The organism is Nocardia sp. NPDC004151 (genome assembly GCF_042874235.1).
In the GTDB taxonomy this organism is placed as follows: Bacteria; Actinomycetota; Actinomycetes; order Mycobacteriales; family Mycobacteriaceae; genus Nocardia.
The window spans coordinates 180901-200911 of record NZ_JBIAMR010000007.1 but is presented as its reverse complement, the minus strand read 5'-3'; the positions used below and the strand labels follow the sequence as shown (position 1 = coordinate 200911).

Genomic DNA, 20011 nt, shown 5'->3' with positions numbered 1-20011 from the left:
TCAAGCCCTCGACGCCGATTGGTCGAAGGTGAAGACACCGGCGGGGTCATAGTGCTTGGCGATCCCGCGCAGCCGGGACGCATTGTCGCCGTAATAGGCGGGCGCCCAGTTGGATAGGCCGGGATCGATGTAATTGACGAAGGCCGTATTGCCGGTCAACGCACCGAGACCATCCCGCACGTCGTTCACCGCCGTCCGCGCCTCCGGGGTGGTCGCACCTACGTAAATCTGTGCCGTCGCCAACGCGCCGCGATAGGGAAATGCCGTGTCCTTCGAACCGATTCGCGCCGGTGCGCCGGACATGCTGTCGAGCAACACATCCATTCCGCTGTGCCCGGTCAACAATGCGGTCAATCGGCTCGGGTCCGCCAGTGGTTTCGTCAGCACTCGCGAGGATGCCGTGAACGACTCCCGTCCGAGCACTCCCCCGCCATTCCAGTCCGGCCGGCACTGCTCGACCGAGTAATTCGCGCAGCCGCCGAAATACATCATCGCCGAGAGGTAATCCTTGGACAGCGAATACCGGTTGGACGGTTGCGTCCTCGTGGCCGCGACCAGTTTGTCGAGCAGGGCATTCATAGTGCTCTCCGACCCGACATAACATCCGTTGATCCGGCACGTCGGCGGGCTCCCGGCGGAAATGCCGAGGGTGGACCAGAATTCGTCGGGCGCGGAGGCCGTGAACGTCTGCCAGGCTCCGAGGACCTCCGTCAGCGATCCGGCCGGGAAGCGGACCTGGAAGACCGCCAGCTGCGGCGCCGCGACGGTCTTGAAGGTGAAGGAGGTGACGATGCCGAAGTTGCCGCCGCCACCACCGTGCAGCGCCCAGAACAGGTCGGGTTCGGAGGTCGCCGAGGCCGTGCGGACGGTTCCGTCGGCGGTGACCACCTGCGCCGAAATCAGGTTGTCGCAGGTCAATCCGTACTTGCCGGTCAAGACGCCGAGGCCGCCGCCCAGGGTCAGACCCGCGATGCCCACCGTCGGGCACGAGCCCGCGGGCAGGCAGCGACCAGCCTTCGCCAGCGCCGAATACACGTCCATCAGCCGGGCGCCCGCACCGATGACCGCGGTGCCGTCCGGCTTCACCTCCACACCGCTCATGGATCCCAGGTCGACGACCAGGCCGTTGTCAGGCGTCGAGTACCCGCCATAGCTGTGGCCACCGCTGCGTGCGGCCACCGGGATCCTCGCGCTCGCCGCGGCGTTCACACACGCCTGCACATCGGATGCGTTGGTCACCTGAGCGACCGCCGCCGGACGCCGACTGTCGAACACCGGATTGAAGGCCAATTTGGCTGTCCCGTAACCGGAATCGGAAGGCAAGTTCAGGGTCCCGGTCAGACGCTGGCGGAGCCCTTCCCAGTCTACCTGCCCAGCAGGTGTTTCCGCACGCGGCAGACCGTCCGGTCCGCAGCCGGTCACCGAACTCAATCCGGCCAGCCCGACTCCGAGCGCGGTCGCCCGCAACAGGTTTCGACGATCGATCGCCATGACGGCGCACCTCCCCCGAGGTCACGCCCGACTGCCCGGGCGCGATAACGAACCACTCAACGGTTCGTTATCGCGCCCCGAGACCGATGCGTTTACGCCAGCATGCCGTCGGCGAGCCGTGCCCAGTCGGAGAGAACCTGTTTGCGTCGCAGTCGATCTCGACCGACCATCTCGTCCAGGGTCGCACCGCGCACCAAATTGATGGTGAGCCAGAACGCGGCTTCCAGTCGCTCCCGCGGGACGTCCACGAAACGGCCGCAGGCGTCGAGCAGTTCGGCGGTCAGGTCGTGCTGCACGCGCAGCATGTTGCGGCGCAGTTCCTTGTCATTGGCGATGCCGACATACAGCTCCACCGCCGCCTTGCCCAGTTTGCCCGCGAAGGGTGCGGTCACCAGCTCGACGAGCACCTCCCCCGGCGACGACGCCCCCGGCAGCGTCCGCTCCCGCCGCCGCAGCGCCTCGCCCTGCCGCTGCGTCAGGTGCTCGATGGTCTGGGCGAACAATTCCTGCCGGGTGTGGAAGTGGTGCAGCTGCGCGCCCCGGGTCACCCCGGCCCGCGCGGTGATATCCGCGATGGAGGCGCTCGCGTACCCGACCTCGGCCAGGCTGTCGATGGCGGCGTCGAGCAGCAGGGCTCGGGTGCGGAGGCTCTTCTCCTGGTGCTTGTTCGGGGGTAGACCGGATACCACCTGGTCAGTCTAGCCGCCTTACGAAATTGCGTGCTGCCTTGCACGCAATTGGGTGTCAGTCGTACTGTGACCTCATGCCCGTCGATCGTTTGCTGCCCACGTCCGAAGCCCGCGACCTCATCGAGCTCACCCGCGATATCGCGGACAAGGTGCTCGAGCCGATCGCGGCCGAGTACGAGAAGCAGGAGCGCTATCCGGACGAGGCGTTCCGGGCGCTCGGCGCGGCGGGGCTGCTGAGCCTGCCGTATCCGGAGGAGTTCGGCGGGGGCGGCCAGCCCTACGAGGTGTACCTCCAGGTGCTCGAAGAACTGGGCGCACGGTGGGCGGCGGTCGCGGTGGCGGTCAGTGTGCACAGCCTGTCGTGCCACCCGCTGTTCGCCTACGGCACCGACGAGCAGAAGCAGCGCTGGCTGCCGGACATGCTGTCGGGCAATCTCATCGGCGCGTACAGCCTCTCCGAGTCGCATGCCGGTTCCGATGCCGCAGCGCTGCGCTGCCGGGCCGTCGAGGCCGAGGGCGGCTACCGGATCACCGGCACCAAGGCATGGATCACCAACGGCGGCAAGGCCGATTACTACACCCTGTTCGCCCGCACCGGCGAGGGCTCGCGCGGCATCTCCTGCTTCCTCGTGCCCGCCGGCACCGAGGGCCTGACCTTCGGCAAGCCCGAGGAGAAGATGGGGCTGCGCGCGGTCCCCACCACCAGCGCCGCCTACGACGACGCGTTCGTGCCCACCGAGCGCCTCCTCGGCGCACCGGGCCAGGGTCTCCCGATCGCGTTCAGTGCCTTGGACTCCGGCCGCCTGGGCATCGCCGCCGTCGCCACCGGCATCGCGCAGCGCGCCCTCGACGACGCCGTCGCCTACGCCAAGCAGCGCGAAGCGTTCGGCCGCGCCATCATCGACCACCAGGGCCTGGGCTTCGTCCTCGCCGACATGGCCGCCGCCGTCGACTCCGCCCGTGCCACCTATCTCGACGCCGCCCGCCGCCGCGACGCCGGCCTCCCCTACTCCCGCCAGGCCAGCGTCGCCAAACTCGTCGCCACCGACGCCGCCATGAAGGTCACCACCGACGCCGTCCAGGTCCTCGGCGGCTACGGCTACACCCAGGACTTCCCCGTCGAGCGCTACATGCGCGAAGCCAAGATCACCCAGATCTTCGAGGGCACCAACCAGATCCAGCGCCTGGTCATCGCACGGTCGCTGGCCAGCGACTGAGCGGCGGCCGAACGACGGGGTTCAGCCGTCCCGCGTGGGCACGCGGGACGGCGGTGGAATATGGTCAGCAGCTGCCGAATTGGCACCACAACGGCGACTGCTGGTAGCTACCGCGGTTCTGGCCCCCAGTAGAGCGCAGTGTGCGCGGATTCGTGACCGTGGCACGGGATCCGGGGCCGCCGGTCGCGGCCCACGGAAGATCGATGCTCGGTCCGGCCTCAGTCGGATCCCGGCGCCGGGCGAAAAGAAGGGCCTCACCGGGGCGAATGCCGCGGTGAGGCCCTCGTTTTCACTGCTACGCCGTGGTCTCGCGCCGGGGCAGCTTCCAGCCCGGACGCGGGAAGTGGCAGGTGTAGCCGTTCGGGTAGCGGACCAGGTAGTCCTGGTGCTCCGGCTCGGCATCCCAGAACGCGCTCGCCGGGGTCACCTCGGTGACCACCTTGCCCGGCCACAGGCCCGAGGCATCCACATCGGCGATGGTGTCCTCGGCGACCCGCTTCTGCTCGTCATCCAGGTAGAAGATGGCGGAGCGGTAGCTCGAGCCGATGTCGTTGCCCTGCCGATCCTTGGTGCTCGGATCGTGGATCTGGAAGAAGAACTCCAGCAGCGCACGGTAATCGGTCTGGGCCGGGTCGTAGACGATCTCCACGGCCTCCGCGTGCCCGGGGTGATTGCGATACGTGGGGTTGTCGTTGCGGCCGCCGGTGTATCCGACCCGGGTGTCGATGACACCGGGCTGACGCCGGATCAGATCCTGCATGCCCCAGAAACAGCCACCGGCCAGAATCGCCTTGCGTGTGTCGCTCACGCTTCCTCCTTCGTGAACAGCGTCTTGTACTGTCCATAGCCTTCGGATTCCAGATCATCGAGATGCACGAACCGCAGCGACGCCGAGTTGATGCAGTAGCGCAGCCCGCCCGCGTCGCGCGGGCCATCGGGGAACACGTGGCCCAGATGGCTGTCACCGTGCACCGACCGCACCTCGGTGCGCACCATGAAATGGCTGACGTCGCGCTTCTCGGCCACATTCGTCGCGTCGATCGGCTTGGTGAAACTCGGCCACCCCGATCCACTCTCGAACTTGTCCGTCGACGCGAACAACGGCTCCCCGGACACCACGTCCACGTAGATACCGGGCTCGTGATTGTCCCAGTACTCGCCGGTGAACGCCCGCTCGGTGCCGTTCTCCTGGGTGACGTGATACTGCTCGGGCGACAGCGCCGCCACCGCCGCCGGATTCCGGTTGTACTCCCGTGCCACATGACCTCCTTGGTAGGCCCCAGCTACAACCCACCCTGCCCGACGGAAAGTCCGTTCGCGAGCCCGCGTCATACTTCTGTCACCTTTACCCGCCGGGCATACTCACGATCGTGAGCGCAGCCAGGAACGACGCCGACGACGATCAGGTGCCCGCGTGGGCGCGGCGTACGGCCGGGGAATCGCGCTGGGCGGCCACCGCTGCCGTCGTCGGGATCCTGCTGGTGCAGTACCTCCTGCCGCCCGAATACTCGGCCGGGCCCAACTGGGTCGTGCCGATCGTCGGGTTCGCGCTGCTGCTCATCCTGGTGATCGCCAACCCGGTACGGCTCGACCGCGAGGACGAACGACTGCGGCGATTCAGCCTGCTGTTGATGGGGCTGCTCGGCTTCGGCATGGTGTGGTCGGTATCCCACCTGGTGAAATCGCTGATCAACGGTACCGCCGCGAACAACGCCGCCGGACTGCTCGGCTCGGGCGCCGCGGTCTGGCTGTCCAACGTGCTGGTGTTCGCGCTCTGGTACTGGGATTTCGACCGGGGCGGTCCCGCGGCGCGCGCCCACGCCCGCAAGCCGTATCCGGATTTCCTGTGGGTCCAGATGCAGAATCCGGAACTCGCCGATCCCGAGTGGGAGCCGCAATTTCCGGATTATCTGTATCTGTCGTTCACCAACGCGACCGCCTTCAGCCCCACCGACGTGATGCCCATGACCCGCTGGGCCAAGCTTCTCATGATGGTGCAGTCCGCGGTCTCCCTCGTCACCGTGAGCCTGGTCGTCGCCCGCGCGGTGAACGTCCTGCACTGACAGGCGAATCGTTCAGCGGTTGAAGAACATGTCGGCCACCAGCATGACCACCGCGATCGCGACGAACGCGGCGGCGAACATGATGGACTGGCCGATGGTGCCGACGATGCCGGCGGCCAGGAACAGGGTCAGCACCGGCGCCCAGACGAACATGTCCGGCGGCCCGAAGGTGCGCTGCGGCTTGCGGGCGGCGGTGCCGCCCGAGGCGGGCTGACGGCGTTGCGGAGTTCCGCGTCCGGGTGTAGTCACCTGGGCGAGACTACAATTCGGCGGCCGCCGGTGCCACCGCGGGCCTGCGGGGCGGCAGGGCGCAGCAGCCGACCACGCACGGCGCGCCGTCGACGGTGCAGCCCAGGCCGGTGATGTCGCTCAGACGCGCCGGGGCGGCGGCGGTCAGGTACTCCTGCACCAGATCGGCGACCATGCGCGCGAAACGCGGGTCAGGGCCGGGGGTGGCGGCGCGGGCGAAGGCCATACCCAGTTCGGCGGCCCGCTCTTTCGCCTCGTTGTCCAGGTCCCAGATGACCTCGAGGTGGTCGGAGACGAAACCCACCGGGCACACCACGACGGAGTCCACACCCTGGTCGGCGAGCGCGTCGAGATGATCGACGATGTCGGGGTCCAGCCACGGCACCTGCGGCGGGCCCGAGCGCGACTGCCACACCAGATCGTAGGCGTCGAATCCGGTTGCCGCCGCGCACAATCGGGCCGCCTCGGCGACCTGACGGCTGTAGAGACGCTGTTCGTCGGGCGGACCGGAGGCGATATCGGCGGAGACCGGCACGGAATGCGCGGTGAAGACCAGGCGGGCCGAATCCCGCTTGTCCTGCGGCAATTCCGCGACCGCCGCACGAATCGCGTCCGCGAACGCCTCCACGAACAACGGATGATCGAAATATTGGCGCAACTTCACCAATTCGGGGGCATCGGCGACCGCGGCGCGGGCCCGCGTGATGTCCTCCTGGTATTGCAGGCAGCCCGAATACCCGCCCCACGCGGACGTCGGGAACACCAGCGCCGAGCGAACACCGTCGGCGCGCATGCCCTCGACGGTCGCCTCGACCAGGGGATGCCAGTTGCGATTGCCGAAATACACCGGCAGATCGATACCGCGCGAGCCGAATTCGGCCTCGATCGCCTTGATGATGTCGAGGTTCAGCGCATTGATCGGGGACACCCCGCCGAAGTGCAGATAATGCTGCGCGACCTCGGCCAGGCGTTCCGGCGGCACGCCCCGGCCCCGAGTGACGTTCTCCAGGAACGGCATCACGTCCTCGGGGCGCTCGGGACCGCCGAAGGACAGCAGTAGCAGGGCGTCCACTTCACGAGCCGCGGGCTCCGCCTGCACTGCTCTCCTCCTCAGAAAATCGAACCGCTGACGATCAGTTGGAGCCGAAACCGGCTTCCGGGAACCACGTGTTGTGGCTGGCGCCGCCATCGACGTAGATGATCGAACCGGTGGTGCCCGGCAGCCAATCCGACAGCAGGGCCACGACGGACTTGGCGACCACCGACGGGTCGTCGACGTTCCAGCCGATCGGCGACGCGCCGTCCCAGTACTCGTTGAGCATGTTCAGCTGCTTGGCGTCGTCGGTGGCGGTGCCCGCGATGGCCTTGGCCGCGAGGGTCTTGATCGGACCGGCCGCGATCAGGTTGGAGCGAACCTTCTTGGCGGTGCCGACTTCCCGCGCCACGTAGCGGTTCACCGACTCCAGCGCCGCCTTGGCGACACCCATCCAGTTGTAGTACGGCATCGCGGTGCGCGGATCGAAGTCCATGCCCACGATCGAGCCGCCCTCGTTCATGGCGGGGAGCACGGCGCGCGCCAGCGAGGCGTACGACCACGCCGAGATCTCGAACGCCTTGGCCGCGTCCGGGCCGGGGGCGTCGAGGAAGTTCACCGCGTCCGGGCCCATCAGGGTCTTGGGCGCGAAGGCGATCGAGTGCAGTACGCCGTCGATGCCCTCCGGAGCCAGCTCACGCAGCTTCTCCGGCAGCTCGGCCAGGTTCTCCTCGCTGGTGACGTCCAGACCGATGGCCGGGGGCACCTCCTGCGGCAGGCGCTTGGCGATGCGGTCGATGAGGCGCAGCCGCTCCGGGATGCCGGTGATGATCACCTTCGCGCCCTGCTCCTGCGCGACCGCGGCCGCGTGGAAGGCGATGGAGGAGTCGGTGATGATGCCGGTGATGAGTACGGTCTTGCCTGCGAGCAATCCAGCCATGGGGTGGTGGGTTCTCCTCGTTAGAAATGCTGGGGGTGAGGGTTCGGGTCGGGCCTGAGCGGAAGGCTCAGTGGCCCATGCCCATACCGCCGTCGACGGGGATGATCGCGCCGGAGATGTAGGCCGCGTCATCGGAGACGAGGAAGCTGATCGCCGCCGCGACATCCTCGACCTGACCCATCCGGCCCGCGGGGATGATCTCGAGGACGTTCTTGCGCATTTCCTCGGTCATGTCCTCGCGGGTCATGTCGGTGTCGATCAGGCCGGGCGCGACCACGTTCGCGGTGATGTTGCGCTTGCCGACCTCACGCGTGATGGCGCGAGCCATACCGATCAGACCGGACTTGGACGCCGCGTAGCTGACCTGCGCAGGCGAACCCATCTGGCCGACCACCGAGCCGAGGAAGACGATGCGGCCGAAGCGGTTCTTGAGCATGTTGCGGTTGGCACGCTGGGCGACTCGCCACGCACCCGTCAGGTTGGCATCGATGACCTTGGTGAACGACTCCTCGCTCATGCGCATGAACAAGGTGTTGTCCACGATGCCCGCGTTGGCGACGACGACCTCGACCGGACCCTGGTGCGCCTCCACCTCGGAGAACGCCCGATCGACCGATTCGCTATCGGTCACATCGCATTTCACGCCGAAGAGACCCTCGGGAACGCCGGACCCGCGGTGGGTGACGGCGACCTTGTGTCCGTCGGCGAGCAGGCGCTGGGCGACCGCGAGCCCGATGCCGCGATTACCGCCGGTCACCAGGACCGACCGGGATGTGATGTTCGACATAGACGCAAACCTATCTGTTCGTGTTCGGGACTCGGCGCGCGGTACCGATTTACGGCAGACGCTGACGATAGAGCAACGCGGCCACCAACCCGGCGGCAGTCACCACCAAACCCAGCAGCAACCACGGGCGGCTGGCGTCGGCGACGGTCGTCTCGAAGCCGATCTGCTCTTCCAAGTGCGCGTAGACGTTCTTGAGTTCTTCCAGCGTGGAGGCGGTGAAGAACTCGCCGCCGGACAGTTTCGCGATCTCGCGCAGCGAATCGTCGTCCACCGGGACACGGACCCGCTGGGAGCCCTTGCCGTCCTGGTCGGGGATCTCCACGGTGCCCCACGTGGTGCCGAACGAGATCGTCGACACCGGAATGCCTTTCTCCTTCGCCAGACGCGCGGCGGTGAAGCCGTGGCGGGGATTCTCGACATCCTTGTCGTCCGGGACGGTCTGCTTACCGTCGGACATGAGCACCACCTGGGCCGGCGGCGGCTTCTCCGCACCCGGCAGCACCGAGGCCAGAGTGTCGATGGACTGCAACGCGGTCAGGATGCCCTCACCGGTCGCGGTGCGCTCGGCCAGCTTCATGGTGTCGATGGCGGCCTTGACCGCCTCCCGATTCGTGGTCGGCGACACCTGCACCGACGCGGTACCCGCGAAGGTGACCAGACCCAGGTTGATGCCCGGGGTCAGATTGTCCGCGAATTCCTTGGCGGCCTTCTTGGCCACCTGGATCCGGCTGGGCGGCACGTCGGTGGCCTCCATCGACAGCGACACGTCGATCACCAGGATCACCGTGGCGCGGTTGCGGGGCACCTTCTTCGCCGCGGTCGGACCGGCCGCGGCGAAGGTGAGGAACATGAGGCCGACCAGGGTCACCGCGACGGGAATGTGCCGCCACGGCTTGGGCTGGCGGGGCGCCACCTTCTCCAGCATCTCCATATTGGAGAAGCGCAGCATCTGTTTGCGACGCCGCTGCTGCATCAGGATGTAGATCAGCGCCGCCAGCGCGATCACGGCCAGGAAGGCCAGCCAATACTGGTAGGCGAAATGCGAAAGGCTGAAGGTCAGCTCGCCGATAGTCACTGGCGCGGCACCCGTCCGGCGTTCGGGGCGCCAAAGGTGTGGCGCCGGGTGGACACGAATCGAACCACGTCCGCGATCCAGTCGCCGTCGGTGCGCAGGGTCATCACCGGCGCACCACAACTGCGCAACGCCTGCTCGACCTGATCCCGATGGCCTTGCGCGGCGCGCGCGAAATCGGCGCGGAGCGTGGGAGTCACACTGAATTCCCGGGTCCGTCCGGTCTCCGGGTCGTGCAGGACCACATCGCCCAGATCCGGAAGCTCCAGATCGCGCGGGTCCAGCACCTCGACACCGAGCAGGTCGTGGCGGCCGGAGATGGCGCGCAGCGACCGCTGCCAGTCGATATCGCCCAGGAAGTCGGAAATGACCACGGCCAGACCGCGTTTGCGTTGCGGTCTGCGCAGCGCCTCGATCGCGTCGCGCAGGTCACCGCGGACACCGTCCGGGGCGTGCGGGGTGGTCGCGATCTTGCGCAGCAACGACTGCTCGTGCACCCGGCCACTGCGGGCCGGAATGCGGATCAGCTCATTGCCATTGGTCACCACCGCACCGATCCGGTTGCCACCGCCACTGGTCAGATGCGTGACCGCGGCCGCCGCGGCGACCACCAGATCCCGCTTCTCGCACAGCGCGGTACCGAAATCGAGGCTGGCCGACAGGTCGACCACCAGCCAGGTCTCCAGCTCACGGTCGGCGATCATCTGCCGTACGTGCGGGTGGGTGGTGCGGGCGGTGACCGACCAATCCATCTGCCGCACATCGTCGCCCGGCTGATACATGCGGGCATCGCCGGGCTCGGAGCCGGGACCCGGGATCAGGCCCAGGTGGTCACCGTGCAGGACGCCGTCGAGGCGCCGGCGCACGGTGAGTTCGAGCGTCCGCAGCGCCGCCGACAACCGCGGGTCGGTGAGCTGACCCTGCCGGAACGAGGGCGGGGTGTGCGGGGAGTCGCTGGGAGTTGAGATCGTCACGGGCGCAGTCGATTCCGTGGCCACCTACTTCGGCTGCGGCTGACCGGGGACGCCGGGCATCTGACCGTTCGGAGGCTGCGGGATGCCCTGCTGCGGCGGCTGCGGAATGCCCTGCGCGGGCACACCCGGCTGCTGCGGAATGCCGGGCTGCGGCACGGCGGCGGGCATCGGGGCGGGTGCGCCGGCCGGGGCGTTGGCCTGGGCGGCGACCTGCGGCAGGCCGACGGTCTGCAGCACGCGCTTGATCACGTCGTCCGGGCTGACCTCGTCGGCCAGCGCGTCGTAGGACAGCACCAGGCGGTGACGCAGCACGTCCGGGATCACCTCGACCACGTCCTGCGGCACCACATAGTCGCGGCCGCGGATCAGGGCCACCGCGCGGGCGGCGGCGATGATGCCCAGCGAGGCTCGCGGGGACGCGCCGTAGGAGATCCAGCCGGCGACATCCTGCATACCGAAGTCGGCGGGCTTGCGGGTCGCGGCGATCACCCGGACGACATAGTCGACCAGGGCGTGGTGCACGAAGGTGTTGGCGGCGACGTTCTGCAGCCGCACCAGCTCGGCCGGGTCGAGAACCCGCTTGGGCTCCGGCGGGGTGACACCCATCCGGTAGATGATCTCGCGCTCCTCCTCGACCGAGGGGTAGTCGACGACGACCTTGAACAGGAAGCGGTCGCGCTGCGCCTCGGGCAGCGGGTACACGCCCTCGGACTCGATCGGGTTCTGAGTCGCCATGACCAGGAACGGATTCGGCATCGGGTAGGTCTTGCCGCCGATGGACACGTGCCGCTCGGCCATCACCTCGAGCAGCGCGGACTGCACCTTGGCGGGCGCGCGGTTGATCTCGTCGGCGAGCACGAAGTTGGCGACCACCGGGCCCAGCTCGGTGTCGAACTCCTCGCGGCCCTGCCGGTAGATGCGGGTACCGACGAGGTCGGTGGGCACCAGGTCCGGGGTGAACTGCACGCGCGAGAAGCTGCCGCCCACCACGGTCGCGAAGGTCTCCACGGCCAGGGTCTTGGCGATACCCGGCACACCTTCGAGCAGCACGTGCCCCTTGGCGAGAACACCGACCAACAGCCGCTCGACCAGCCGATCCTGACCGACGATCACACGTTTGACTTCGTAGATCGCCTTTTCCAGGGTCTGGACATCGCGCTCGAGGGTGCTCGGAGCCGAAGGTGCGTCCTTCACCGTGCTTACCCCGCTCACACCGTCAGTCGAAGTCACCAACATCCCCGCTTTCGCCTTGGTCCTGTGCGTTCCGCCCCAACTATTCCAGGTATCTCGCGCGATTGCCGCACCCGCCCGCGATCGGGGCGCGAATTTCGGCCGCGAAATCCGGGATTCGGCTATTTCCTGGCCGTGGTCGAGCGCTCCAGCACCAGCTCCACGGCCTCGGCGACCGCCGTGTGACCGGCCGTCAGTTCCAGAATCACCCGGTTCAGCGCCGGGCGGTGCAGGGCCACGTCGATGAAGGCGGCCACGTCGTCGCGGCGCACATCGCCGTATTCGATCGCGAGTCCGGCTGCGACCAGGCCGGTTCCGGGCTCGTCGCGCAGCGTGCCGGGGCGGACGATCAGCCAGTCCAGATCGGTGCCGACCAGATAGGCGTCGGCGGTCTTCTTCACCCGCATGTAGTGCTCGAAACCGGGGCTGGTCTCGCGGTCGCGGCCCGCGTCGGGAAATACCGAGACCAGGATGAAGCGGGCCACTCCGGCGAAGCGGGCGGCGTCGGCGGCCTTCTCCAGGCCGCGGCCGTCGATGAGGCTGGTCTGGTCCACGCCGGTGCCGTGCGCGCCCGCGGAGAAGACGATGGCGTCGTGGCCGTGGAACTTGGCGGCCAGCTCGTCGACCGAATCGGCGATCAGGTCGCCGTGCAGCGGGGTCGCGCCGGTCGCGGCGATGATCTCGGCCTGCGCGGGGCCGCGGTGCATGCCGGTGACCTCGTCACCGCGAGCGGTGAGCAGGGTCGCCAGGCGGCGGCCGATACCGCCGGCCGCGCCGATCTGGAACACCTTCACGATGACTCCTCTCGTAGGCGGTACCGGTCCAGCTTCCCACCCCCGCCGCGGTGATGGCACGCAGGCATTTCCGGCCGGTGTCGAGAAAGTTTCCGGACCCTGGATCGCTGGGACGGAAGTGCGCCTATTCTTGCGAATGTCTCTGCCGCCGACCGTTTCTCCGCCGGTAGCGTTATCCGTATCGGTCGACGGTGTCCGGTGATACGGGATGTGGTGTGCAGTGTGGGATTTCGAAGTTTCGCCCGGGCAGTCCATCGGCGAAACAGTGTTGCAGGAACTGCGGGAGCGGGCCGCCGCGGAGGGAGTCGCGCTACGGGTGGGGGTGGTCGTCGAGCACAATGACTCGGTACTGATGCTCGAGCACGAGGAGCACGTCGAAGGGCGCAGTCCGCTGCACCTACCGGGCACCGTGGTGCGCCCGGGCGAGTCGCTGGCCAGCGCTGTGGTACGGGCCGTGCGCGAGGAGACCGGTCTGGCGGTCACGGATATCGTGCGCCACCTCGGCAGCTTCGACTACCTGTCCAGCGCCGGGAAACCGGTGCGCCGGGAGCATTTCGCCGCAGTGGTGGCCAGCGCCGGACCGGTGCGGGTGACCAACTACGCCGAATACCGGTGGGTGCCGCTGACCGGGGACCTGCCGGTCACCTCGTCGATCCGGCGCATCCTCACGACCTACCAGGAGTAGCCGGGTCCGCGCCGCGCCCGAGATAGGACAGGGCCTGCGCGGCAACATGATCACGCAGGCGTGCCACCGCGGGAGTCGGGCGGTGGCTGCCCGAGACCAGGCCGATGCTGCGGTCCCGCGCACCGGCCAGGCTCACGCGTGACAGGCCCGGGTGGGCGACCTCCGGGGCGGGCAACACCGCGATGCCGAGATTCTGGGCGACCAAGGCGCGCAGAGTCTCGAACTCGGTGATCTCGAAGCCGACGCGCGGGGTGAATCCGGCCTGGGCGCACCAGGAGTCGACCAGGCGACGCAGGTGGTAGGTCGGCGGGTTCGCGATGAACGGCTCGTCGGCCAGTTCGGCGAGCTCGACCTCGGCGCGGGTTGCCAGCGGGTGGGCGTCGGCTACGTACAGATGCAGGCGCTGGTGGCCCAGGATGATCGCGGGCAGGTCGTCGGGGGCCGGGATGGTGACGGCCAGATCCAGGCGGCCGTCGCGGACCATGTCGGTCAGGGCGCTGCCGTGAGCCTGCACGAGGTGCAGGCGGATACGGGGTGCGCCCGCGTGGAAGTCGGCCAGGAGTGACGGGATGCTGACCGGGCCGAGGGTGAACGGGAAACCGAAGCGGACCAGGCCGCTGTCGGGGTCGGCGTCGCTGCGGACCACGTCGACGGCATCGGTGAGGGCCTGAACCAGGCCGCGGGTGCGTTCGTGGAGTTCCTGGCCGGCGGCGGTGAGGGCGATACGGCGACCGACCGGTTGGAAGAGTTTCACCCCGACCGCCTGCTCGACCGCCTTCAATCGGCGGCTCACCGACGACTGCGGCACACCCAGCCGCTGCGCCGCCCGGGTGACGTGCCCCTCCCCCGCGGCCGCATCGAACGCCGCGATCAATGGGATCAGGGCTTCCACCTGCGACGCCAGCAATTCATCCATATTCGGATCATAACCTCATGGAATGAGCATTGGACGGATGGATGTGCACGGCGTGACGATGACGGAGTACCCGCCGATCAGGAGGTCACGCAGATGGACGATCACGCCACACCCACCGAAACCCCGGCGGACACAGAGATTCTCGACGTCGTACTGATCGGCGGCGGCATCATGTCGGCCACCCTCGGCGCGATGATCGCGGCGCTGCAACCGGATTGGTCGATGGCCTTGCTGGAGCGGCTCGACCGGGTGGCGGCCGAGAGCTCGGATCCGTGGAACAACGCGGGCACCGGGCACTCGGGCCTGTGCGAACTCAACTACATGCCCGATCCGGGCGATGCGGGCAAGGCGGCCGAGATCGCGTCGATGTTCGCACTGTCGCGGCAGTTCTGGGCGGGACTGGCCGAGCGGGGCGCGCTGGCCGACACCGGATTCGTCACAGCGACACCGCATATGGATGTGGTGTTCGGCGAGCGGGATGTCGACTACCTGCGCCGGCGATTCGAGACCCTGCGTGCGCTGCCCGCGTTCGTGGCCATGGAGTACAGCGAGGATCCCGCCGTCATCGCGAACTGGGCTCCCCTGCTCATGGCGGGCCGGAAACCGGGGCAACCGGTGGCCGCCACCCGGTTCGAGGCGGGCACCGACGTCGATTTCGGAGCGCTGACCGGGTCGCTCGTGCGGGCCATGACCGACGCGGGCGCGCGGGTGCGCACCGGTCACGAGGTGAAGGGGCTGCGGCGCGACGCCGACGGGATCTGGACGGTGACGGGTCGGGATCGGAACGGTAAGCGGCGCTTCACCGTCCGTGCCCGTTTCGTGTTCGTAGGAGCGGGCGGCTACGCGCTGAAGCTGCTCCAGCGGGCCCGCATCCCCGAGGTGCGCGGCTACGGCGTCTTTCCGGTCGGCGCACAGTTCCTGCGGACCGACAACCCCGAGGTCGTGGCCCGGCACGAGGCGAAGGTCTACAGCCAGGCCCTGCTGGGCGCTCCCCCGATGTCGGTGCCGCACTTGGACAAGCGGAACGTCGGAGGCGAGTCCTCGCTACTGTTCGGCCCGTACGCGACGTTCAGTACGCGGCTGCTCAGGCACGGCAGGCTGATCGACCTGTTCGCCACGCTGCGGCTGACGAACATCGTGGTGCTGGTGGCGGCGGGACTGCAGAATCTGCCGCTGGTCCGCTATCTGATCGGCGAGTTGCTCGCGACCCGGCGGCGCAAGTTCGCTCAGCTACAGCGCTTCTACCCGCAGGCCGATCCGGCCGACTGGTATCTCGTCCAGGCCGGACAGCGCGCGCAACTGGTGAAGCCCGACCTCGACCGGGTGGGCGTGCTGACCATGGGCACCGAACTGGTCACCGGCGCCGACGGCACGATCGCGGGCTTGCTGGGCGCGTCCCCCGGCGCGTCGACAGCGCCCGCGATCATGATCGAACTCCTGGAACGGTGCTTCCCGCAGCAGCGTTCGGGCTGGGAGGCGGGTCTGCGGCAGCTGGTGCCGGGCTACGCCGAGGGCTCGAACTCCCACAGCACGGGCCCCGACGCCGCGGCGGGGACCGGGAAATAGACGTGATGATCGGCCGGATCGACCACAACGACATGCGCGCCGTCGGCCAGGTGCTCGGCTCCTATGGGCGCCGGGCGCCCGGTGCGGATGTCGAACGCGCTCACCCAGCCGCTCTCGGCGGCCACGTAGACGCGCTGCGCGCCGGGATCGTAGGCGAGTACGTCGGGGGTCCGGCCGACGCTGTTCCGGTCGGTGACAGCGTGTTTCGCCAGATCGACCGTGGCCAGCGCGGCATTGTCCTCGCAGCCGACGTACATCAGCTGCCGGGCCGCGTCCAGCGCCTGACCGTGCGGTCCCGAGCAGCCGGGCGTCGGAATCCGGTCGATGACCGACAGCGCGCCGGGGTCGATGACCGCCAGATCGCCTCGGCCCTGCACCGCGACGATCATGCGGTCAGGTCCCGGGTCGTAGACGACATTGCCGACCTCGCCGCCCAGAGTGACCGTGCCGCGGCCATTTCCGGTGTCGGCGTCGACGACCGACTCGCTGCCCGCGCGCTCATTGGTGGTCCAGACCGCGTCGCGCACCGGATCGTAGGCCAACCCGTCCGGATACGTGCCGGTCGGCGCGGTGAACAGCACCGACCCGCTGTCCTCGTCCAGGGCGACGAGCTGATCACGCCCGGTCACGGTCGCGTACACCCGGTGTTTCTCCGGAACGACCAGCACACCGTGGACATCCGGAGTGTCGGCGATCGTGCGCACCACGCGGTGCGCGCGGACGTCGACCTCGACGATCTCACCGGCTCCCATGTGTGCCAGGAACAGCAGTCCACGACCGGAATCCAAGGTCGCGTAATCGAATCGGGCGGAGCCGCCCGGCAGGGCCACCTGGGCGACCTTCCGCAGAGGCAGCGGTCCGCCGGTAGTGGCCGGGCCGGATGAGCAGCCCGCGACCAGTGCGATCGCGGTCAGCGCCCATCCGGTCTGTCTCGGCCACATCCGGCTCACCTCACGCGGGTCAGCAGACGCCGCGGAACAGGTCGGCGGCCGCGTCGGCGGCGGGCTCGATCAGCCGGGGATCGTCGTAGAAGTCGATCTGGCCGACCGAGTCCAGCCACAGCTCCGATTTCGGGGATGCCACCCCAGCGTAGAACTTGTGCGCCCACGGCGGGACCAGGGCGTTCTCCGAGTGCACCAGCAGGAACGGCACCGACAGCCGGGCCGCCGCCTCCTGGGCGTCGAAACCCGCGGTGTGCTCGAAGGATTCGACGGCGAAACCATTCGTGTAGTTGGGGACCACGCCGCGCGGGGTGCCGTAGTACTCGAACGCCTCGGTCAGGGGCATGGCCACGTCGCCGTTGTCGACGGCCACCGCCGGGATGGTCTCGACCTCGCCGGTGGCGAGACGACGCTCCCGAGCCAGGCGGCCACGCTGGACCACCGCCGGATCGGCCGGGTTGGCGGCCGCGTCGGCATACACGCCCGCGACACCGGCGAACGCCCGCAGGCGCGGATCGTCGGCGACCGCGCGGGCCATGTAGCCGCCACCGGCGCAGACGCCCAGCGCGACAACGGTCTTGCCGGTGAAACGCTCGTCCGCTTCCAGCGCCGAGACGGCGGCGCTGATGTCGGCGGCCTTGCCCAGCGGGTCCTCCAATTGCCGCGGCTCCCCGGCGCTCTCGCCGAAGGTCCGGTGATCGAAGGCCAGGGCGGCGAACCCGCGGCGCGCCAACGCTTCGGCGTAGACGCCCGCCGCCTGCTCCTTGACGGAGGTCAGCGGGCCGGTCGTGACCACCACGCCGGTGGGCTCGTCCTCCGGCACATACAGCGTGCCGACCAGTCGGTCTCCGGCACGGGTGAAAGTGAACGGAACTGTGCTGACAGTCATCTGGTGCTCTCGTCCTCGAAGTCGTCGCATTACGGTGAAACAAGACGGTAGGCGCGGACCCCCGCCACCGATAGAAGGCACTTCGAAGTGCCCTTCCGAACGGAGGCGCGATGGACCTGGTGATCCCCGACGTACTCGAGGAATCCTGCACCACCCGCCAGGCCCTCGAACGCCTGGCCGCCAAATGGCGCATCCTGCTGATCTACGCGTTGCTCGACGGCGCCCAACGCCCGGCCGCGCTGCGCCGCCGCCTGCCCGGCATCACCCAGAAGGTGCTCACCGAAACCTTGCGCGGCATGGAATCCGACGGGCTCGTCGAACGCCACGTCTTCAAGGAGACCGCCCCGCAGCACATCGAGTACTCCCTCACCGAACTCGGCAAGTCGCTGCAGACCCCGCTCGCCGCCATCTGCGCCTGGGCCGCCGACCACCCGTGACCGAACGGTCGGCGGACCACACGACTCCGGCCCTCACCCCTCCCGAGGGCCCGAGCGTTCCGCGATCCCGGCCAATCTGGCCAGATCGGAGTGCAGCGCCGACCGGCGGTCATGATGGGCCGGGGTCGCGACCCACACGATGCGGTCGAACCACATCGGCATGGACAGCACCCGGTAGGTCTGCACGATGCGCGTGCCGCCCTCGGAAGGTTCGAGGGTGTAGCGCCATTCGGTGTTGTCACCGCAGACGCCGCCGTGGGTGACCCAGCCCAGTTCGCGCGGGGCGTCGAGCACGGTGATGGTGCAGGTGCGGCTCCAGCGCATGACACCGGATCGGCTGTTCCCAACGAATCGGGCGCCCGGGGCCGCCGCGGTCGCGCCGTCGAGCCAGCGCGCGGAACGGCACTCGTGACTCCACTCGCCGACGCGGGTGACGTCGGCGAGAATCTCCCAGATCTGTTGCGGTGACGCGGAAGTCGCGAATTCCTGACGGCCGACGAGTGTGGTCTTCAAGGAACTGAACTCGCTGGTGCGCCACCGCTGGAACGCGCCGTGCCGGTACCGGTGGATCATCAGGTGGAGAATGATCCAGCGCGGCACCGCCGGGACCAGTTCGGTGATGGCGGTCCGATCCCGGCCTCGCAGGCCGTCGAGGATGAACAGGCCCTGATCCGATAAATCGATGGGCCCCAACGGTTTCACGTTGTATTCGAGATCCCAGTGCCGCCACTCGGCGTCGGTGAGGGTCTGCGAGACGATCGGCATCATCTCCGCCTCCTCGCGCGCGAGATGCGGAAGCAGGACGCCGGTCAGCCCATCGAGAGCGTCGACCACGTCCGGGCGATGCTCGGCCGAGTCACGGTAGGTCCGGGCGGCGGCGCCGAGGTCGTCCATGGCGGGCGCGATGCTCCGATGATCGGCGTTCATGGTGTCGAGCAGGGTCCACGCGCTCGAATTGCGCGCGCGGACCAGCGGATACAGGTGCTCGTCCTCGGATTCGTGATGATGGTGCAGGAAGTCCATCATCCAGAGCAGATGGCCGGCCAGCGCCCGGCGTTGTTCGTCGAAGGGATAGGGCCATTCGGTGAGCGCGCGGCGGGCGCGTTCGAAGTCGCGCCGCAGGGCCGAATGAACGATTCGCATGACTCGGGTATCCGCGGGTCCGGCCAGGCCGGTGTCGGCGGTCATGGCATTGCTACTCCTCGTGAAGGTCGAGCAGCCGCACGATCGCGCCGGCCGCCCACTGTTGATACTGCGCATGACTCCACCCGCTGACCGTGGTGAGGAGCCGGTAGATCTCATTGCTGAACACCGACTGGACCGCATCGGCTTCCAGCTCGGTCAACGGCCGTCCGGCCGCCGCGGACACCAGCGCGGTGCGCGAGATGCGTTCCTGTGCACGGCTTCCGGCGTCCAGCTCGGCGAGATCGGCGTTGCCCTGAGCCGCGCTGTCGAGGACCCGGCGCAGTTCGGCGGTGCGCCGGTAGATCCCGGCGCTGACCTCCGCCAGCGCGGCGACCCGGGCCGCGAGGGGACCTTCTCCCACGCCGAACCACGGGCGATCGTCGAGCGCGATCTGCGCGTCGTCGCCGACCACCGCGATGTCGAGGACGGTCTTCAGCAGGGCGGTCTTGTTCCCGACGCTCGCGTACACGGTCTCCACCGAGCATCCCGCTTCGCGGGCGACATCGCGCATGGAGGCGCCCTCCCAGCCCCGCTCGACGAACAGCCGCGTGGCGACCTCGACGACCCGCCGGCGGGTCCGCGCCGCCGTCTCCTGACGGAGCGGCGACTCGTAGCGACGGGGCTTGGCGGGTGGCACAGAAAAAGTATGGAACGACCACGTATTCAACACAAGACTGTTCTAGCGATTTACCGCGGAGGCCTCGATTGACAGGTTGCGCCATATTCGCCAGTGACTCCCTCGTTGAGGGTTCGAGGGCTTGCGAGAGGCCAGCTTTCGATCTGATCTCGGCTCACACCACTGTAATTTTCACGATGAAACTACGTTAATAGAGCAGGTCAAACCCCATAAATC

Annotated in this window: 22 protein-coding genes; 5 read left to right on the top strand and 17 right to left on the bottom strand. The window is 68.3% G+C overall.

Annotated features, from left to right (window positions below):
• On the bottom strand, positions 1–1491 hold the full coding sequence (locus ACFYTS_RS18105) for an FAD-binding oxidoreductase (protein WP_387305505.1): 1491 nt from the start codon (positions 1489–1491) through the stop codon (positions 1–3).
• Between the two features lie 92 nt (positions 1492–1583).
• Entirely contained in the window at positions 1584–2180 is a 597-nt protein-coding gene (locus tag ACFYTS_RS18100) for a TetR family transcriptional regulator (protein ID WP_357276942.1), read from the bottom strand.
• 74 nt (positions 2181–2254) lie between these two features.
• Between ACFYTS_RS18100 and ACFYTS_RS18095 the strand changes: the two genes are divergently transcribed.
• Positions 2255–3397 (top strand): acyl-CoA dehydrogenase family protein, encoded by a 1143-nt coding sequence (locus ACFYTS_RS18095; RefSeq protein ID WP_387305501.1) that lies wholly within the window; start codon positions 2255–2257, stop codon positions 3395–3397.
• A gap of 295 nt (positions 3398–3692) precedes the next feature.
• On the opposite strand, the gene msrA is transcribed toward ACFYTS_RS18095, so the two are convergent.
• Both msrA and msrB read right to left on the bottom strand, forming a co-directional pair.
• On the bottom strand, positions 3693–4205 hold the full coding sequence (msrA, locus tag ACFYTS_RS18090) for a peptide-methionine (S)-S-oxide reductase MsrA (protein WP_357276946.1): 513 nt from the start codon (positions 4203–4205) through the stop codon (positions 3693–3695).
• The gene (msrB, locus tag ACFYTS_RS18085; RefSeq protein WP_357276948.1) at positions 4202–4657 is read right to left on the bottom strand and encodes a peptide-methionine (R)-S-oxide reductase MsrB; all 456 of its coding nucleotides are present in this window, start codon (positions 4655–4657) and stop codon (positions 4202–4204) included. The genes msrA and msrB overlap by 4 nt, the downstream gene beginning before the upstream one ends.
• A gap of 110 nt (positions 4658–4767) precedes the next feature.
• Between msrB and ACFYTS_RS18080 the strand changes: the two genes are divergently transcribed.
• Positions 4768–5460 (top strand): hypothetical protein, encoded by a 693-nt coding sequence (locus ACFYTS_RS18080; RefSeq protein ID WP_357276949.1) that lies wholly within the window; start codon positions 4768–4770, stop codon positions 5458–5460.
• Between the two features lie 12 nt (positions 5461–5472).
• Here ACFYTS_RS18080 and ACFYTS_RS18075 read toward each other — a convergent pair whose 3' ends face one another.
• The 8 genes from ACFYTS_RS18075 to ACFYTS_RS18040 form a co-directional block, all read right to left on the bottom strand.
• Positions 5473–5709 carry a hypothetical protein gene (locus tag ACFYTS_RS18075; protein WP_357276951.1) on the bottom strand — a complete coding sequence of 79 codons (237 nt, stop codon included), beginning with the start codon at positions 5707–5709 and terminating at the stop codon, positions 5473–5475.
• A gap of 10 nt (positions 5710–5719) precedes the next feature.
• On the bottom strand, positions 5720–6808 hold the full coding sequence (locus ACFYTS_RS18070) for a ferrochelatase (protein ID WP_387305496.1): 1089 nt from the start codon (positions 6806–6808) through the stop codon (positions 5720–5722).
• A 34-nt stretch (positions 6809–6842) separates the two neighbouring features.
• A complete protein-coding gene (gene inhA / locus ACFYTS_RS18065; protein WP_357276955.1) occupies positions 6843–7682 on the bottom strand; it encodes an NADH-dependent enoyl-ACP reductase InhA in 840 nt (279 codons plus the stop codon).
• Positions 7683–7749: 67 nt separating this feature from the next.
• Complete coding sequence (fabG1, locus tag ACFYTS_RS18060; RefSeq protein ID WP_387305493.1) at positions 7750–8469, bottom strand: 3-oxoacyl-ACP reductase FabG1; 720 nt, start codon at positions 8467–8469, stop codon at positions 7750–7752.
• Between the two features lie 49 nt (positions 8470–8518).
• A complete protein-coding gene (locus ACFYTS_RS18055; RefSeq protein ID WP_357276959.1) occupies positions 8519–9544 on the bottom strand; it encodes a VWA domain-containing protein in 1026 nt (341 codons plus the stop codon).
• Positions 9541–10515: a DUF58 domain-containing protein gene (locus ACFYTS_RS18050; protein WP_387305490.1), complete on the bottom strand. Its 975-nt coding sequence runs from the start codon at positions 10513–10515 to the stop codon at positions 9541–9543. The genes ACFYTS_RS18055 and ACFYTS_RS18050 overlap by 4 nt, the downstream gene beginning before the upstream one ends.
• Positions 10516–10539: 24 nt before the next feature.
• Positions 10540–11751: a MoxR family ATPase gene (locus tag ACFYTS_RS18045; protein ID WP_357082395.1), complete on the bottom strand. Its 1212-nt coding sequence runs from the start codon at positions 11749–11751 to the stop codon at positions 10540–10542.
• A gap of 116 nt (positions 11752–11867) precedes the next feature.
• Positions 11868–12539, bottom strand: coding sequence for an NAD(P)H-binding protein (locus ACFYTS_RS18040; RefSeq protein ID WP_387305488.1), 672 nt, complete (start codon positions 12537–12539; stop codon positions 11868–11870).
• A 220-nt stretch (positions 12540–12759) separates the two neighbouring features.
• Between ACFYTS_RS18040 and ACFYTS_RS18035 the strand changes: the two genes are divergently transcribed.
• Positions 12760–13224 carry an NUDIX hydrolase gene (locus ACFYTS_RS18035; protein WP_357276963.1) on the top strand — a complete coding sequence of 155 codons (465 nt, stop codon included), beginning with the start codon at positions 12760–12762 and terminating at the stop codon, positions 13222–13224.
• Here ACFYTS_RS18035 and ACFYTS_RS18030 read toward each other — a convergent pair.
• Positions 13205–14140: a LysR family transcriptional regulator gene (locus ACFYTS_RS18030; RefSeq protein ID WP_387305486.1), complete on the bottom strand. Its 936-nt coding sequence runs from the start codon at positions 14138–14140 to the stop codon at positions 13205–13207. The genes ACFYTS_RS18035 and ACFYTS_RS18030 overlap by 20 nt on opposite strands.
• 93 nt (positions 14141–14233) lie before the next feature.
• Here ACFYTS_RS18030 and mqo point away from each other — a divergent pair, with 93 nt between their 5' ends.
• Entirely contained in the window at positions 14234–15706 is a 1473-nt protein-coding gene (gene mqo / locus ACFYTS_RS18025) for a malate dehydrogenase (quinone) (RefSeq protein ID WP_387305484.1), read from the top strand.
• Here the strand turns inward: mqo and ACFYTS_RS18020 are convergent.
• Positions 15643–16647 (bottom strand): YncE family protein, encoded by a 1005-nt coding sequence (locus tag ACFYTS_RS18020; protein ID WP_387305482.1) that lies wholly within the window; start codon positions 16645–16647, stop codon positions 15643–15645. The genes mqo and ACFYTS_RS18020 overlap by 64 nt on opposite strands.
• A gap of 19 nt (positions 16648–16666) precedes the next feature.
• Positions 16667–17536: an alpha/beta hydrolase gene (locus ACFYTS_RS18015; RefSeq protein ID WP_387305479.1), complete on the bottom strand. Its 870-nt coding sequence runs from the start codon at positions 17534–17536 to the stop codon at positions 16667–16669.
• A 110-nt stretch (positions 17537–17646) separates the two neighbouring features.
• Between ACFYTS_RS18015 and ACFYTS_RS18010 the strand changes: the two genes are divergently transcribed.
• Positions 17647–17973, top strand: coding sequence for a helix-turn-helix domain-containing protein (locus ACFYTS_RS18010; protein WP_357276973.1), 327 nt, complete (start codon positions 17647–17649; stop codon positions 17971–17973).
• Positions 17974–18006: 33 nt separating this feature from the next.
• Here ACFYTS_RS18010 and ACFYTS_RS18005 read toward each other — a convergent pair whose 3' ends face one another.
• Together ACFYTS_RS18005 and ACFYTS_RS18000 are read right to left on the bottom strand one after the other, a co-directional pair.
• Complete coding sequence (locus ACFYTS_RS18005) at positions 18007–19161, bottom strand: hemerythrin domain-containing protein (protein WP_387305477.1); 1155 nt, start codon at positions 19159–19161, stop codon at positions 18007–18009.
• Positions 19162–19168: 7 nt separating this feature from the next.
• The gene (locus tag ACFYTS_RS18000; protein WP_387305475.1) at positions 19169–19795 is read right to left on the bottom strand and encodes a TetR/AcrR family transcriptional regulator; all 627 of its coding nucleotides are present in this window, start codon (positions 19793–19795) and stop codon (positions 19169–19171) included.
• Positions 19796–20011 lie beyond the last annotated feature (216 nt).